The following is a 13,624-nucleotide window of genomic DNA, read 5'->3' on the forward strand; positions in this document are numbered from 1 at the left end:
GCAGCGCTATGGTTCCGGCGTTATTTCTCGGCGGCCGCCTGCATGTGAATGCTCATCAGCCAGTCGGCGCCTTTGCGGACGTAGGTGTCCGTCAAGACGAGGTCCGCGGGCTCCGCCTTGGTGCCGCAGCTTGAGGCCTGGTGCGCCTTGTAGATCAGCACAGCCGAGTCCGGCGAGAGCTGGCGCACCTTCGCCTCCGAGATCTTGAAGCTGGTCAGCGAGCAGCCCTGCACCGTGCCGGCCAGCTCTTCCGGTCCCTGGATGCCCCAGTGGCTGATGAACACGAAGTCCGGCGCGATGATCGAGAGAAACAGCGCCTGATCCATCTGCTGATAGGCTGTGAACAGCGCGGTGGAGTTGTTGACGAGCGTCTTTTCGAGGTCGGCGGCAGGAGCCTGCGCCGAGGCAAAGGTCGCGGTGGCAAGAAGGGCGAGGGAGGCGAGCTTGAGCTTCATGCGGCAAGCTTAGGCGAGTCCCGCAGTGAAATCAACGAGATTCGTCCTCGGCCCGAGGTCCACGTGCAGGGCAACACCGCACCGATCGCCGACACGAACCGCTTAACAGCCGGCGACCTCCACGGCACACGTGTTCCCTAAAGCAGAAGCATGCAGTCCCCATAGCTGAAGAAGCGATACTTCGCCTCGACGGCATGCGCGTACGCGGCCAGCACATGCTCCGTGCCGGCAAACGCGCATACCAGCATCAACAGCGTCGATTGCGGCAGATGGAAGTTCGTCAGCAGACCGCTGACCACCTGGAACCGATGTCCCGGCGAAAGAAAGATACTCGTCTCGCCCGAGTGCGGATACAGCTCCGCGCCCAGCGTGGCGCAGTGTTCGAGGGTGCGCGTAGTGGTTGTTCCCGCAGCGATAATCCGCCGCCCCTCGCGCCGCGCGACGTTGATCGCCTCAGCCGTCGCCGCGGGCAGGGTATACCGCTCGGCATGCAGACGAATGTCCACCACCCGCTCCGCCCGCACCGGCTGAAACGTCCCCAACCCAACATGCAGTGTCACCCGCTCAATCTGCACACCCTTTCGCGTGAGAGCTTCCAGAACCTCCGGCGTAAAGTGGAGCCCCGCCGTTGGTGCCGCGGCCGACCCCGTCTGGTTGGCGTAGACCGTCTGATACCGGGCACGATCTTCCTCGCTGTCGGGCGTGCCCTTGTCGCGATGGATGTACGGCGGTAGAGGCATATGTCCGATTCGCTGGAGGATGGCTTCGAACTCGTCCGTCGCGCTGAAGCGCAGCGTCCTCTCGCCGTACTCGCCCGCGCCGAGCACCACGGCTTCGAGAACCACCGCCGCCCCCTCGTGGAAGAGAAGCTTCTCGCCCACCTGCACCTTCTTCGCCGGACGCACCAGCGTCGTCCACGTACCGGGCGCGACCTGCTGCGTCAGCAACACCTCGACGCGCCCCGAGGGATCGGGCGAAGAGGCCTGCGTCGTGGTCGATCGTGCACGCGTTCCAAACAGCCGCGCCGGAAGCACACGCGAGTCGTTGAGGATGAGAAGATCGCCCTCGCCAAGGTGCTCCGGCAGATCCGTAAATCGTCCATCGGTATAGGCACCGGTCGCGCGGTCGACGACCAGCATGCGGCTCGATCCGCGCACCGGCGGAGGCGTCTGCGCAATCAGCGATTCGGGAAGATGAAAGTCGAAGTCGGCGGTCAGCATGCGGCAAACCTCGCCAGCGCCACGGATTCATCGAGCGCCTTCTGCACCGCCGCCTGCATCTCAGGCTCAGCGGCAGGAATGATCGCGGGCCAGGTTACTCGCACCCGGGAAAATGGCTTCGGAATCAGAAACCGGTCCCACGTTTGCAGCTCCCAGGCCCGTTCAGGCAACACATAAAACGTTCCCACGGGAGCCCCCACCAGCGTCGCGAGCTGCGCCGTGCCGGGCTTGGCGACCATCGCCGGCCCCTTCGGGCCATCGGCTGTGATGGCACATCGATGTCCCTGCTGGTAAGCCCTCTCCATGTTCCGCAGACCCGCCGGGCCGCCCCGCGTCGACGATCCCCGCACGGCCGTGAAGCCAAGCAGCTCGACGGTGCGCGCAATCAACTCTCCATCGAACGAGCGGCTGATCAGAATCGCGATATCCAGCCCGCGAAACCGATACGCACAGGCCAGCAGCGAGCGGTGCCAGAACGCATACACCGTGGGCCCCGGAATCAGGTCCCCTCGCGTGCCACCGGGAGCGCAGAGGTCCTCGTAGCGCAGCGTCATCCCCAGCAGACGAATCAGCATCGCCGCCACAGGCGGAACGACGGCCAGGATGAATCGCTGCTTGGAGGTATACGCCACGCGTTCCAGTTTATCCGTTACGACACGGCAGATTCGAGGTAGGTAAGCCGGGGCGCAGCGGTCAGGTCGAGCTCCGCCTGAATCCCCAGCGGCAGCGTAATATTGGGAGCGTCCACATGCCCAGACCGCAGCCCGATCGCAATCGGCCCTTTGAACTCCGCGAGCGCGTGCAGAATCGCCTTTTCAAGAAGCGCGTACTCCGCCTCCGGCACGTTCTGGCTCATGTCGCCAAAGACGATCCCATGCGCCTTCTCGAGATGCCCCGCATAGCGCAGATGCACCAGGTACCGGTCCCACTGGTAGGGCTTGGTGCCGATGTCCTCGAGAAACAGAATCGTGGGGCCATCCGGCAGAGCCGGCGCATACGGCGTCCCTAGGGCTTCGTTGTAGATGCTCAGGCACCCACCCACAAGCTGCCCCTGCGCATACCCGGGTCGCAGCATCTTCAGACCGTCCTCTGCCGTCAGCGACCAGTTCGACGATCCGCCCAGCGCATGTCCCCAGCTCGCTGGGTCGTATCCGTCGGGGCGAGAGAAGTCGGCGGCGCACATCGGCGCGTAGAACGTGACCAAACCAATCGTCTTCAGCAGGTAGGCGTGGAGACTGGTGTGATCGGAGTAGCCGAGGAAGGGCTTGGGGTTGTCGGCGATCATCGCGAGATCGAGGTGGGGGAGGAGTTCGGCCGATCCCCACCCGCCACGCGTACAAAGCACCGCGTCATAGTCCGGGTTGGCGAAGGCCTCGTGGAGGTCGGCCAGCCGGTGCGCGGCGTTGCCTGCGTAGTAGAGCGGGCCCTTATCGAGGGCGTGCGGGAAGAGCGTGGTGCGGTAGCCGAGGGCGTGCAGCGCTGTGATTCCCTGCTCCACCTTGTCCGGCCTGGGTGTGCTGGCCGGAGAAACGATCGCGAAGCGCGCGCCCTGTGGCAATGCCTTCGGTTTGAGAATGGTCGCCATCCGTTACAGTCCCGAAACTTCGCCGCGGCAGATGATCTCCGCCGGCCCGGTCAGGAACATCGGCTCCTCCGCGGACTCCCACGACACCCTCTGCGGGCCGCCTTCGGCCACCGCAATCAGGTGGCGGCTCGCCCCGCGCAGCGACATCGCAGCCGACGACGAAGCACATGTGCCGGTGCCGGAGCTGGTAGTCGGTCCGCACCCCCGCTCATAGATCCGGAACGCAATCTCCGCCGGCGAAATGACGCGCACGAACTCCACATTGGTGCCGTGGGGAAACAGTGGGCTCACCGCGATCTTGCCGCCAAGCTCCTGCCAGGAAAGCCCATGCGCCGAGAAGTCTTCCGTCTCCACAAACAGCACGAAGTGCGGGTTCCCGACGTTCACCATCGCGCCCTCCACCTCACCCACGCCGTCCACCACGATCGTCCGCGGCATCACGCGCGGCACACCCATCTCCGTACGGATCACATACGTCGGATCGGCAATCTCGACGACCTCGCACGTCCGCGGGCCGCCATGCGTCACCAGCGTCACCTTGTTCCTGTCTTCCGTTGCAGCCAGCCATGCTGCCACGCACCGCGTACCGTTGCCCGAGAGCTCCGCCTCGGAGCCATCCGAGTTGAACAGCCGGATAAACAAGGTCCCATCCGGCTGGCGGTCGAGGAACTCGATTCCGTCGGCTCCCACGCTCGTATTGCGTGCGCACAGCTTCTTTGCCAGCTCCGCATGATTACGGTGCGCGGCAGTCTCTTCAAGGATCAGAAAGTCGTTCCCGCACGCATGCGCCTTCACAAACTGCAACAGCGAGGGAGCCTTTTCGGCGGCGACTTCAAGGGGTGGCAGGGATTCTTCGATCGACATAGCCTCTCTATTGTAGGGGAGCCGCGCAGGCAAGCCTTACTCGTCGTCGGGGTCGCGGAAGCTGAGCACCTGGTCTGTCGCATCGCTGGTCTTCAGCTCGTGCAACAGTCGCGTGTGCGTCGTCCGGTTGTTCGTGATCAAGAACGTAATCCTCTCCAGCTCGCCTGCCTGCGAGTGGTCGATGACGTTCAGCCGTATCCCGGCCTTATCCAGCACCGCAAGAATCGCCTTGTAGGTCGTCGCCGGGTCGGTGCCGCGCACCTCGTACAGCAGCGGATACTGCTTCCAGTCCAGATGCATCTCCAGCACTCGCATCAGCGTCTGCGCCGCCAGCACGATCACCGTGGCCAGCAGCGCCGGCAGATACAAGCCCGCACCACATGCCATCCCGATCGATGCCACCACGAAGACCGTCGCCGCGCTCGTCAACCCCAGCACGCGCGAGCGGGTGTGCAGGATCAGCCCCGCACCCAGGAACCCGATCCCCTGCACGATATTCGCGGCCACCCGTCCTTTATCCGGATTGGCATCCCCTGCGAGCACCGCCGAGAGCATCGTAAAAAATGCGCAGCCCAGGCAGATCAGCATATTGGTGCGAATGCCCGACGCTTTCTTGCGAAACTCGCGCTCCAGACCTACCAGACCGCCCAGCAGGCACGCCGAAAGGAGCCGCGTCGCCGTGCCGGTCGAGAGCAGCATCTGTTCCAGGTCGCTGAAGTTGTAGTTCGAAGGTGCGATCATCTTTTTCTTCCCCGCGATGGTAGCACCTGCTCTAATGTTCCGGGGAACCACACCATCTGACAGCACCATAGAACCCCAGGGAGAGCACCGTGACCAAGACCAGGGCCTCACGCAACGATTTGGCCATCCTGCTTGGGATCGCGGCCGTCGTCGCGCTCGTCCACATGCTCACCAACGACCGTTACGGCTTCCACCGGGACGAGCTGCAGTTTCTCTCCGACGCTCGCCACCTCGACTGGGGCTACGTCGCCTACCCGCCGCTCACTCCATTCCTGGAGCACATCGGCCTCGCTCTCTTCGGCATCTCCGAGACGTGGCTGCGGCTCTTCTCGGTCATCGCCCAGTCCGCAGCCCTGGTCGCCACCGGCCTGATGGCCCGTGAGCTCGGCGGAGGCCGTCTCGCCCAGGTCACGGCAACCGTCTCGGTCGCGCTCTCCGCCCTGCCCCTCTTCGAAGGCACCGAATTCCAATACTCCTCCTTCGACTATCTCTGGTGGGTCCTGATCGCCTACTTCCTCATCCGACTTCTCAAGACCGAGAACCCGCGCTGGTGGATCGCCATCGGCGCCGTCATCGGCCTTGGTCTTCTGACCAAATACTCCATCACCTTTTACATCGCGGGCCTCCTAGCAGGCCTCGTTTTTACCCAGTCCCGCCGCTTCCTCCTCGCCCCAGGGTTCTGGGGTGGAGTCGCCGTCGCCCTGCTCCTCTTCCTGCCGAACTTCCTCTGGCAGGTCCATCACGGCTTCATCTCGTACCACTTCCTCCAGAGCATCCACGCACGCGACGTCCGAAACGGCCGTGCCGACGGCTTCCTCTTCGACCAGATCAAGATCAACGCCAACCTGATCGCCACGCCTCTCTGGATCGCCGGACTGATCTTCTTCCTGAGAGATCGCCGCTACCGCATGCTCGGCATCCTCTACCTCGTCCCGCTGGCCCTCTTCTTCATCGCCAAGGGCCGCGGATACTACGTCGCCGCCGCCTACCCCATGCTGCTCGCCATGGGCTCCGTCGCCGTCGAACGCTGGCTTGGGACGCTAACCCGCATGAGTCGCCTTGCCATCGAAGCCACCTACTTCACCCTCGCCGGAGCGGTCGGCATCGCCATCTGCTGCCTCATTCTGCCGCTCGCCAACTCCGGTCCGCTCAAGGCCTGGGCGCTCAAGAACAACGACGACCTCCGCGAGGAGTTCGGCTGGGAGGAGATGGCCTGGACCGTCGCGGGCATCCGTTCCGCCCTGCCGCCCGAGCAGCGCGAGCACGTCGGCATCATCACCGGCAACTACGGCGAGCAGGGAGCCATCGAGATCCTCGGCGCGAAGTATGGCCTGCCCACACCCATCGGAGGCACCAACTCCGCGTGGCTCCGCGGCTATCCCACGCCCCAGCCCACCATCCTCATCGTGGTCGGCTTCTCCTACAAACAGGCCGACGAGACCTTCTCCGCCTGCCGGGAGGCGGGGCGCAACGGCAACGCCGCCGGAATCCCCAACGAAGAATCGAAGCTTCACCCCGTCCTCTTCCTCTGCGGTCCCCCGATCAAACCCTGGCCAGAGTTTTGGCAGGACTTCCAATCCTTCGGATAACCGGAAAACCCTTGTTAGACTGGGGAAGCGCGAGCGCGGGAGAAGCATGGCAATCGTTGAACTGAAGAATGTGCGCAAGGTATACGACGAGAAGGTAGCCGTCCACGGCCTCTCGCTCACCATCGAACCGGGCACCATCTACGGCGTGCTCGGCCCCAACGGCTCCGGCAAGACCTCGACCATCCGCATGATGATCGGCATCACGGTCCCCGACTCCGGCACGGTGAGCCTGTTCGGCCAGCCCTTTACCCGCAATAACCTCAAGCGCGTGGGCTACCTGCCGGAAGAGCGCGGCCTGTACAAAAAGATGAACGTGCTTGACCAGCTCACCTTCCTTGGCCAGCTCCACCGCCTCGACGCCGCCACGGCCCGAGCCCGAGCCACCCAGTGGTGCGAACGCCTCGAGATCACCGAGGCCATGCCCAAGAAGACCGAAGACCTCTCCAAGGGCATGCAGCAGAAGATCCAGTTCATCGCCGCCCTCCTGCACGAGCCCGACCTCGTCATCATGGACGAGCCCTTCAGCGGCCTCGACCCCGTCAACGGCAAGCTCCTCCAGGACACGCTCATGGACCTGCGCAACGAGGGACGCGCCATCCTCTTCTCCACCCACCGCATGGATCAGGCTGAAAAGATGTGCGACGAGATCGCCCTCGTCCATCGCGGCAACCTCGTCCTCCAGGGCTCCATGCGCGAGGTCAAGCGCCAGTACCCGCGCAATCGCGTCGTCATCGAGTACGAAGAGAACGGATCCGTCCTGCGCCATCCTTCCATCGAAAGCTCCGAGCACTTCTCCGGCCGCATGGAGATCAAGTTGAAAAGCACACCCGGCACCGATCCCGATGCGCAGCCCCTGCTCGCCGCCGCCGTCGCCAACGGCATGCGCATCCGTCGCTTCGAGGTCATCGAACCGACCCTGGAAGAGATATTTATCGAAGTCGTAGGGGGAAACGTCGATGCATAGTGCCTGGCTGATCGCAAAGCGTGAATATCTCGAGCGCGTCCGGACGAAGGCCTTTCTCGTCGCCACGATCCTCATCCCCATCCTCATGGTCGCGTTCGTCGTGGGATCGGCGATCCTCGCCAAGAGCACCCGCTCCACCTCGCACCTCATCATCGTCAGCAAGGACACGCAGCTTGTCATGGACCTTCAGGACCAACTGAAGAAGGGCGACGGCAGCCAGATGACCGTCGACACCATGGCCCCCGGCGACGGCGTCCGCGCCATGCTCGACCAGGAACTCGCCGACCAGAGCATCGACGGATACCTCTGGATCACCCCCGCCAAGAGCGCAAACGACCGGCCCGCCTTCGACTTCAAGCCACGCTCCAAAGCCGATATCTCCACCAGCTCCGTCCTCAAGGACGCCCTGCAGACCGTGCTCGTCCGCGAGCGCCTGACGCACCAGGGGATGGTCGCCTCCGACGTCGACTCGATGATGGCGCCCGTCACCATCGACACCTCCAGCTCCAGCGGCAAGTCCAAGAGCGTCAACGGCTCCTTTGCCGTCGCTTACATCCTCTTCTTCCTCATGTACATGGTGGTCATGCTCTATGGCATGAACGTGGCCCGCTCCATCATCGAAGAGAAGACCTCGCGCGTCTTCGAGGTTCTGCTCGCCACCATCACTCCGGAAGAGATGCTCGCCGGCAAGATCCTCGGCGTGGGCTCGGTCGGCATCACGCAGATCCTCATCTGGATGCTGGCCGCGCTCATTCTCGCGCCCATCTCCGGCATGATGGGCAGCGGCTCATTCTCCTTCTCCATCACCGTGGTGCAGGCCATCTTCTTCGTCCTCTACTTCATCTTCGGCTTCCTGCTCTACTCGTCGATGGCGGCCGCGCTGGGTTCCATGACCAACTCCGAGCAGGAGCTCCAGCAGCTCAACATGTTCCTCGTTCTTCCGCTCGCCTTCTGCATGCTAATGATCCCCGTGGTCACCACCAACCCCGGCGGCACGTGGGCGCGGATCGTCTCGCTGATTCCCTTCTGCACGCCGTTGCTGATGAACTTCCGCGTCTCGCTGGCAATGCCCCAGCCCTGGGAACTCGCCCTCTCGTTCGTGCTCATGTCCCTGACGATCTACGCCGTCCTCTGGATCGCCAGCCGCATCTACCGCGTCGGCATCCTCATGTACGGCAAGAAGCCCAACCTGCCCGAGATCCTGCGCTGGGTGAAGTACAGCTAGTGCCACAGCTTCGTTGCGCCACAGCGGAGGACGCCCCCATCATCGCCCGCCACCGTGGCCTCATGTTCCTCGACATGGGCTCCGTCACGCCCGAGCAGGCCGAGCAGCTAATCGCAGCAGCCGAGCCCTGGTTTCGCGCGCAGATCGAAGCGGGCACGTACATCGGATGGCTCGTCGAAGAAGACGATACCGTCGTTGCCGGCGGAGGCGTCTTCCTGCGTGAACTTGGCCCCATCCCCGGATGCTTCCGGGTAGGGCGCTGGGCCCACATCGCCAACGTCTACACGCTTCTCTCCCACCGCAGACGAGGCATCGCACGCAGCCCGATGAACGAGATGCTGCACTGGTGTGCAGTCAACGCCATCGATCAGGTCACCCTCGCTGCATCCGCCGACGGCCGCGCCTTGTATGAGTCCGTGGGCTTCGTCGAAACCAACGAAATGCGCCTGGCCAAACCGCTCGGCTAGGCCAGATGAAAGACCTCGTCCAGAGGCTTCATACTGTCGTCCGGCCCACCCTCCAGCGTCTCGAACAGCGGCCCCATCTCCGCCTGCCACCGAGCATTCACCGGATGCTTCTTCATCCCCGCCTGCGACGCGGCAAAGTCCTCACACTCCAGGTACCCCACCAGGAGACCATCCTCCCGCAGGAAGAGCGAGTAGTTCGCCCAACCCGTCTCCCGCAGCGCATCCTGCATCTCCGGCCATACCGCGGCATGGCGCACCCGGTACTCGGCAAGGCATTCCGGACGGACTTTCAACGTAAAACAGATTCGACGCATTGATTCCTTCCGGGGTTCGGTCTGACGCATTCTTTAAAAATCCCAATTGGGAACCGTTTCCATGTGCTCACAACGATACGACACCCGAGTATCGACTCGCTACAGGAAAAGTTGCCTCCTTGAAATGATTTCACATCGGGACAATGCCGTACCGCTCTTCCAGAAATCCCTGCAGCTCCTCCGGCAGCGCCGCCGCCACCTCCTGCCACGTCAGCATCTGCAGCCTGCACCGCAAGTCAGCCGTCCGTACCGTCGCCATCACCGCATGCCACGCCTCCAGCAGGTCGGGCCGCCGCACATCGGCCAGCACGCAGAACCGTGCGCCCGGCGAAGACGCCGCGGCCAGCACGCCGCGATGCAGTTGATACCCGGGAATATTCTCCTCCAGCCGCGGCTCGAAGGCCTCCACAAACCCCGGATACCGGTCCAGCAGGGCGCGCCGCGTAGGCCCCACCGCCGTCTCCGTCAGCTTCGCCTCCACCAGCAGGTCGCCCAGCCGCAGATCGATCTCGGTGCGATCGAACGTGCCATTCTTAAGCGGAATCCGAGGCGTATATCCAAACTCCGGATGCACCCCCGCCACCACGCCCAGCAGGGCTCGCAGTTCCCTCCCCTCCAGCACCCCGGGATAACAGAACACATTCATCAACAACGCATCGGAGCTCGCCGCCGCATCGAGCTCCCTCCATCGCCACTCCGCCCTCGGCCACACCCGGCGGTGCGCCGTGTGGGCCTTCGTCAGCCGCTTCGCCCACCCCGCATCCGCCACAATCGCCCGATACGTCGCATCGAGAAAGTTGCCATGCCGCGTCCCATCGGGCCCAAACACCACCGACGGATGCGCAGTCGGCGTCATGTCATGTACCAAACCGCGACGCACCGCATAGCGGAACGCCCGTTCGTTCAACTCCCTCCGCAGCACGCCGGCAGAACCACGCCCGGGCACAACAGGCCGGGGAGCAGGAGGCGCCATGGCAGCCGCCGCAATCGATGAGTCGTCCAGATGAAAGCGCTCGCTCTCATCGTCGTCATCGCCCCGTTCTGCGTAGTCCTCATCCATGGTCATCGTGGGTCACAAAAGCAAACGGCTCCGAAGCGCCGTAGCGTTCCGGAGCCGTTCGAACAAAAAGCGTTACTTTTTCGCTTCTGTCGTGAACGTAAAGATCGTCGTGCTGTGCCGCGGCTGTCCAGGCTTCAGCAGCGTCGAAGGAAAGCTCGGATGGTTGGGTGAATCCGGAAAGTGCTGCGTCTCCAGGCAGAGCCCAGCATGCTTCGCATACACCGCCCCCGTCTTGCCCTTGAACGTGCCATCCAGGAAGTTGCCGGTATAAAACTGCACGCCCGGCTCCGTCGTCGTCACCGTCAGCACGCGTCCCGACTTCGGATCCTCGACCTTCGCCGCCTCATGCAGCACGCCCATCTGCCCGTTCAGCACCCAGTTGTGGTCGTAGCCGCCGGCGATCTTCAACTGCTCGTTCGCCTCGTCGATGCGCTTGCCGATCACCGTCGGTTTGGTGAAGTCGAACGGCGTCCCCGCAACCGGCTCGATGCCCGTCGGAATCAGCACGGGCGTCACCGGCGTGTACCGGCTCGCGGGAATCGTGATGATCTCGTCCAGAATGCTGCCCGAGCCATCGCCGGAAAGATTGAAGTACGAGTGATTCGTAATATTCGCTACCGTCGTCTTATCGGTCGACAGCGTGTAGTCGATCCGCAGCGTCGCGCCATGCAGCGTGTACTTCGCATGCGTGGTCATCGTGCCGGGATACCCCATGTCGCCGTCCTTCGAGACCAGCGTCATCTCGACGCCATCCGGGATCTCCTTGCCCGTCCACACCAGCTTGTCGAAGCCCAGCGTGCCGCCATGCAGCGACTGCCCGTTGTTGTTCACCGGCACGTGATACTCCTTACCGTCGATCGCGAACGTGCCCTTCGCCAGCCGGTTTCCGTACCGCCCCACGATCGAACCGAAGTAGGTGCTCGGGTCCGCCTGGTATTCCGCCACGGAGTTGTAACCAAGCACCACGTCACCCACCTTGCCGTCGCGATCCGGAACCTTCAGCGACACCACGCGCGCGCCATAGGTCATAATGCGCGCCTCCGCCTTGCCGCTGGTGATGGTGTAGATCTCGACGGGTGTGCCGTCCTGCGTCTTGCCGAAGGGAGCTTTGGTCACCGACGCTTGAAGCGCGGTCGCAATCGTCGAAAAGGTCATCGTAAGCAGAATAGCGCGTGCCCAGGTCATTGTGTGAGGGTCCTTTTTCATCCGTCGAATCGGGGGAGAAAACGTTTGCTCCCCGGCACTCGAAACTATACGTGATGCCGCTATCGCTCGTGAAGACACCACCCGAGCGGTACTATGGTTTGCGCGGAGAAATTGTTTCCGCTAGTCGCATGCAAGATCCCATCCCATGAAGGATTCCGCCTTGAAACTGACCCTGAAGAACCATCTCGCTTCCGTCGTTGCAGTCTGCGTCCTTGCTATGCCCGTGCATGTCTTCGCCGCGAAGGCCCTGCCGGATCACTGGGTCGGCACCTGGGGCGCTGCGCCGATGGCTGCGGCCAACAAGCCGGATGGACCCGGCTCCGCCGACATGACCCTTCGCGAGATCGTGCATGTGTCGCTGGGTGGGGCGTACACGCGCGTCGTGCTGACCAATGAGTTCGGCACCGAGCCCCTGACCGTCGGCGCGGTCCACGTCGCGCTCAGCGCCGGCGGCGGCAGCATCAAGCTCGCGTCGGCAAACGCCGTCACCTTCGGCGGAAGCCCCACCATCACCATCCCCGCCGGAGCCCTCGCCGTCTCCGATGGATTCGCCCTCACCCTGCCCACCGGAGCCGACGTCGCCGTCAGCATCTTTATCCCGGCCCAGACCATCTCCAGGCTGAGCCAGCACGGCGCGGCCTACCAGACCAACTACATCGCACCCGGCAACGCCGTCGGCAAGGCCTCGCTCGAGGGCGCGAAGGAGTTCGCGAACTGGGACTTCCTCAAAGGCATCGACGTCCGCGTACCCGCCTCCGACGCCTCCATCGTCGCCTTCGGAGACAGCATCACCGATGGCGCGAAGTCCACCAGGGACACCAACACCCGCTGGCCCGATATCCTCGCCGCGCGCCTGGCCAAAGACAAGAAGACCTCCGGCCTCGGCGTGCTGAACATGGGCATCGGCGGCAATCGCATCCTGCACGACAACACCGGCCCCAATGCGCTGGCCCGCTTTGACCGCGACGTCATCGCACAGGCCGGCGTCAAGTACGTCGTCGTCATGGAAAGCATCAACGACATCGGCCACGCCTTCGATTCCAAGAAGCCCTACGACGTCATCTCCGCCGCCGACATCATCCAGGGCTTCAAGCAGATGGCCGACCGCGCCCACACCCACGGCATCCGGATCATCGGAGCCACGCTCACACCGTACGTCGGCGCAGGGTACCAGTCCACCGAGGGCGAAGCCGCCCGTGCCGCCGTCAACACCTGGATCCGCACCAGCAGCGATCTCGACGGCGTCATCGACTTCGACAAGGCCACGCAGGATCCCGCCAACCCGACCGTCTTCAATCCCGCCTACGACAGCGGCGACCATCTCCACCCGAAGGACGCCGGCTACAAGGCCATGGGCGAATCCATCGACCTGAAGTTGTTCACCCCAAAGAAGTAAACTGCAAACGAAAAAGGCAGAGGCCACTTGGGCCTCTGCCTTTTTTCGTTGTAAAGCCTTTACTTCAGTTCGATTCCAGCGAAGAAGTAGCCGATCTCAAACGCAGCCGTCTCTTCAGCATCCGAACCATGGATGGCGTTCTCCCCGATCGAAGCGGCGAACTCCTTGCGGATCGTGCCCTCTTCAGCCTGTGCCGGGTTGGTCGCGCCCATCAGCTTGCGCAGGTCGGCGATCGCGTTGTCCTTCTCGAGCACCATCGGGAAGATTGGCCCGGAGCTCATGAAGTCGGTCAGTTCGCCGAAGAAACCGCGCTCGGCGTGAACATAGTAGAAACCCTCGGCCTGGGCCTTCGAGATCGAGAGGCGCTTGATCGAAACGATCTTGAAGCCGGCCTCTTCAATCTTGGCGAGAATGGCGGCGGTATAGCCCTTGCGGACGGCGTCGGGCTTGATGATGCTGAAGGTGCGCTGTGACAACGGAGTTCTCCTTGGTAAAACAGTCTCTTTAGTGTACCGGAACGCGGTAAAAACACCGTCAA

General features: G+C 63.3%; 15 protein-coding genes. 5 read left to right on the forward strand and 10 right to left on the reverse strand.

The genetic code is table 11. From position 1 onward, the window contains the following. Positions 1 to 20 precede the first annotated feature (20 nt). From BM400_RS21275 to BM400_RS21300, 6 genes are all read right to left on the reverse strand, one after another. Complete coding sequence (locus tag BM400_RS21275) at positions 21 to 455, reverse strand: nuclear transport factor 2 family protein (RefSeq protein ID WP_089843777.1); 435 nt, start codon at positions 453 to 455, stop codon at positions 21 to 23. A gap of 137 nt (positions 456 to 592) precedes the next feature. After that, complete coding sequence (queA, locus tag BM400_RS21280) at positions 593 to 1,675, reverse strand: tRNA preQ1(34) S-adenosylmethionine ribosyltransferase-isomerase QueA (RefSeq protein ID WP_089843779.1); 1,083 nt, start codon at positions 1,673 to 1,675, stop codon at positions 593 to 595. Further along, positions 1,669 to 2,307, reverse strand: a complete 639-nt coding sequence (locus BM400_RS21285; RefSeq protein WP_245782075.1) for a lysophospholipid acyltransferase family protein — start codon at positions 2,305 to 2,307, stop codon at positions 1,669 to 1,671. The genes queA and BM400_RS21285 overlap by 7 nt, the downstream gene beginning before the upstream one ends. 17 nt (positions 2,308 to 2,324) lie before the next feature. Beyond that, positions 2,325 to 3,260, reverse strand: a complete 936-nt coding sequence (locus BM400_RS21290) for a S66 peptidase family protein (RefSeq protein WP_089843782.1) — start codon at positions 3,258 to 3,260, stop codon at positions 2,325 to 2,327. Positions 3,261 to 3,263: 3 nt separating this feature from the next. Further along, positions 3,264 to 4,124 carry a diaminopimelate epimerase gene (gene dapF / locus BM400_RS21295; protein ID WP_245782076.1) on the reverse strand — a complete coding sequence of 287 codons (861 nt, stop codon included), beginning with the start codon at positions 4,122 to 4,124 and terminating at the stop codon, positions 3,264 to 3,266. Positions 4,125 to 4,160: 36 nt separating this feature from the next. Further along, on the reverse strand, positions 4,161 to 4,865 hold the full coding sequence (locus tag BM400_RS21300; protein ID WP_175529188.1) for an MgtC/SapB family protein: 705 nt from the start codon (positions 4,863 to 4,865) through the stop codon (positions 4,161 to 4,163). Positions 4,866 to 4,954: 89 nt separating this feature from the next. Here BM400_RS21300 and BM400_RS21305 point away from each other — a divergent pair, with 89 nt between their 5' ends. The 4 genes from BM400_RS21305 to BM400_RS21320 are packed head-to-tail and all read left to right on the forward strand — an operon-like array spanning position 4,955 to position 9,110. Beyond that, positions 4,955 to 6,454 (forward strand): glycosyltransferase family 39 protein, encoded by a 1,500-nt coding sequence (locus BM400_RS21305; protein ID WP_245782077.1) that lies wholly within the window; start codon positions 4,955 to 4,957, stop codon positions 6,452 to 6,454. Between the two features lie 46 nt (positions 6,455 to 6,500). After that, positions 6,501 to 7,418: an ABC transporter ATP-binding protein gene (locus BM400_RS21310; protein WP_089843785.1), complete on the forward strand. Its 918-nt coding sequence runs from the start codon at positions 6,501 to 6,503 to the stop codon at positions 7,416 to 7,418. Beyond that, complete coding sequence (locus BM400_RS21315; protein WP_089843788.1) at positions 7,411 to 8,643, forward strand: ABC transporter permease; 1,233 nt, start codon at positions 7,411 to 7,413, stop codon at positions 8,641 to 8,643. Before BM400_RS21310 ends, BM400_RS21315 begins: the two co-directional genes overlap by 8 nt. After that, on the forward strand, positions 8,643 to 9,110 hold the full coding sequence (locus BM400_RS21320) for a GNAT family N-acetyltransferase (RefSeq protein WP_141224037.1): 468 nt from the start codon (positions 8,643 to 8,645) through the stop codon (positions 9,108 to 9,110). The genes BM400_RS21315 and BM400_RS21320 overlap by 1 nt, the downstream gene beginning before the upstream one ends. Here BM400_RS21320 and BM400_RS21325 read toward each other — a convergent pair. The 3 genes from BM400_RS21325 to BM400_RS21335 all read right to left on the reverse strand — a co-directional run bounded on the left by BM400_RS21325 (position 9,107) and on the right by BM400_RS21335 (position 11,639). Beyond that, the gene (locus BM400_RS21325; protein WP_175529189.1) at positions 9,107 to 9,424 is read right to left on the reverse strand and encodes an L-rhamnose mutarotase; all 318 of its coding nucleotides are present in this window, start codon (positions 9,422 to 9,424) and stop codon (positions 9,107 to 9,109) included. The genes BM400_RS21320 and BM400_RS21325 overlap by 4 nt on opposite strands. 130 nt (positions 9,425 to 9,554) lie before the next feature. Next, on the reverse strand, positions 9,555 to 10,490 hold the full coding sequence (locus BM400_RS21330) for a PGN_0703 family putative restriction endonuclease (RefSeq protein ID WP_089843794.1): 936 nt from the start codon (positions 10,488 to 10,490) through the stop codon (positions 9,555 to 9,557). Between the two features lie 66 nt (positions 10,491 to 10,556). Next, a complete protein-coding gene (locus BM400_RS21335; RefSeq protein WP_245782078.1) occupies positions 10,557 to 11,639 on the reverse strand; it encodes an aldose epimerase family protein in 1,083 nt (360 codons plus the stop codon). Between the two features lie 211 nt (positions 11,640 to 11,850). Here BM400_RS21335 and BM400_RS21340 point away from each other — a divergent pair, with 211 nt between their 5' ends. Beyond that, positions 11,851 to 13,086, forward strand: a complete 1,236-nt coding sequence (locus BM400_RS21340; protein ID WP_245782079.1) for an SGNH/GDSL hydrolase family protein — start codon at positions 11,851 to 11,853, stop codon at positions 13,084 to 13,086. A gap of 59 nt (positions 13,087 to 13,145) precedes the next feature. Here BM400_RS21340 and ndk read toward each other — a convergent pair whose 3' ends face one another. Continuing rightward, complete coding sequence (gene ndk, locus BM400_RS21345; protein ID WP_089843803.1) at positions 13,146 to 13,562, reverse strand: nucleoside-diphosphate kinase; 417 nt, start codon at positions 13,560 to 13,562, stop codon at positions 13,146 to 13,148. Between the last annotated feature and the right edge of the window lie 62 nt (positions 13,563 to 13,624).

The sequence above is a fragment of the Granulicella pectinivorans genome, from assembly GCF_900114625.1.
Classification (GTDB): domain Bacteria; phylum Acidobacteriota; class Terriglobia; order Terriglobales; family Acidobacteriaceae; genus Edaphobacter; species Edaphobacter pectinivorans.

Excerpts from the sequence above, each read along its gene's own strand:
- BM400_RS21275 (WP_089843777.1), bottom strand. The coding sequence starts at position 455 with ATGAAGCTCAAGCTCGCCTCCCTCGCCCTTCTTGCCACCGCGACCTTT.
- queA (WP_089843779.1), bottom strand. The coding sequence starts at position 1,675 with ATGCTGACCGCCGACTTCGACTTTCATCTTCCCGAATCGCTGATTGCG.
- BM400_RS21290 (WP_089843782.1), bottom strand. The coding sequence starts at position 3,260 with ATGGCGACCATTCTCAAACCGAAGGCATTGCCACAGGGCGCGCGCTTC.
- dapF (WP_245782076.1), bottom strand. The coding sequence starts at position 4,124 with ATGTCGATCGAAGAATCCCTGCCACCCCTTGAAGTCGCCGCCGAAAAG.
- BM400_RS21300 (WP_175529188.1), bottom strand. The coding sequence starts at position 4,865 with ATGATCGCACCTTCGAACTACAACTTCAGCGACCTGGAACAGATGCTG.
- BM400_RS21310 (WP_089843785.1), top strand. The coding sequence starts at position 6,501 with ATGGCAATCGTTGAACTGAAGAATGTGCGCAAGGTATACGACGAGAAG.
- BM400_RS21315 (WP_089843788.1), top strand. The coding sequence starts at position 7,411 with ATGCATAGTGCCTGGCTGATCGCAAAGCGTGAATATCTCGAGCGCGTC.
- BM400_RS21325 (WP_175529189.1), bottom strand. The coding sequence starts at position 9,424 with ATGCGTCGAATCTGTTTTACGTTGAAAGTCCGTCCGGAATGCCTTGCC.
- BM400_RS21330 (WP_089843794.1), bottom strand. The coding sequence starts at position 10,490 with ATGACCATGGATGAGGACTACGCAGAACGGGGCGATGACGACGATGAG.
- BM400_RS21335 (WP_245782078.1), bottom strand. The coding sequence starts at position 11,639 with ATGACCTTTTCGACGATTGCGACCGCGCTTCAAGCGTCGGTGACCAAA.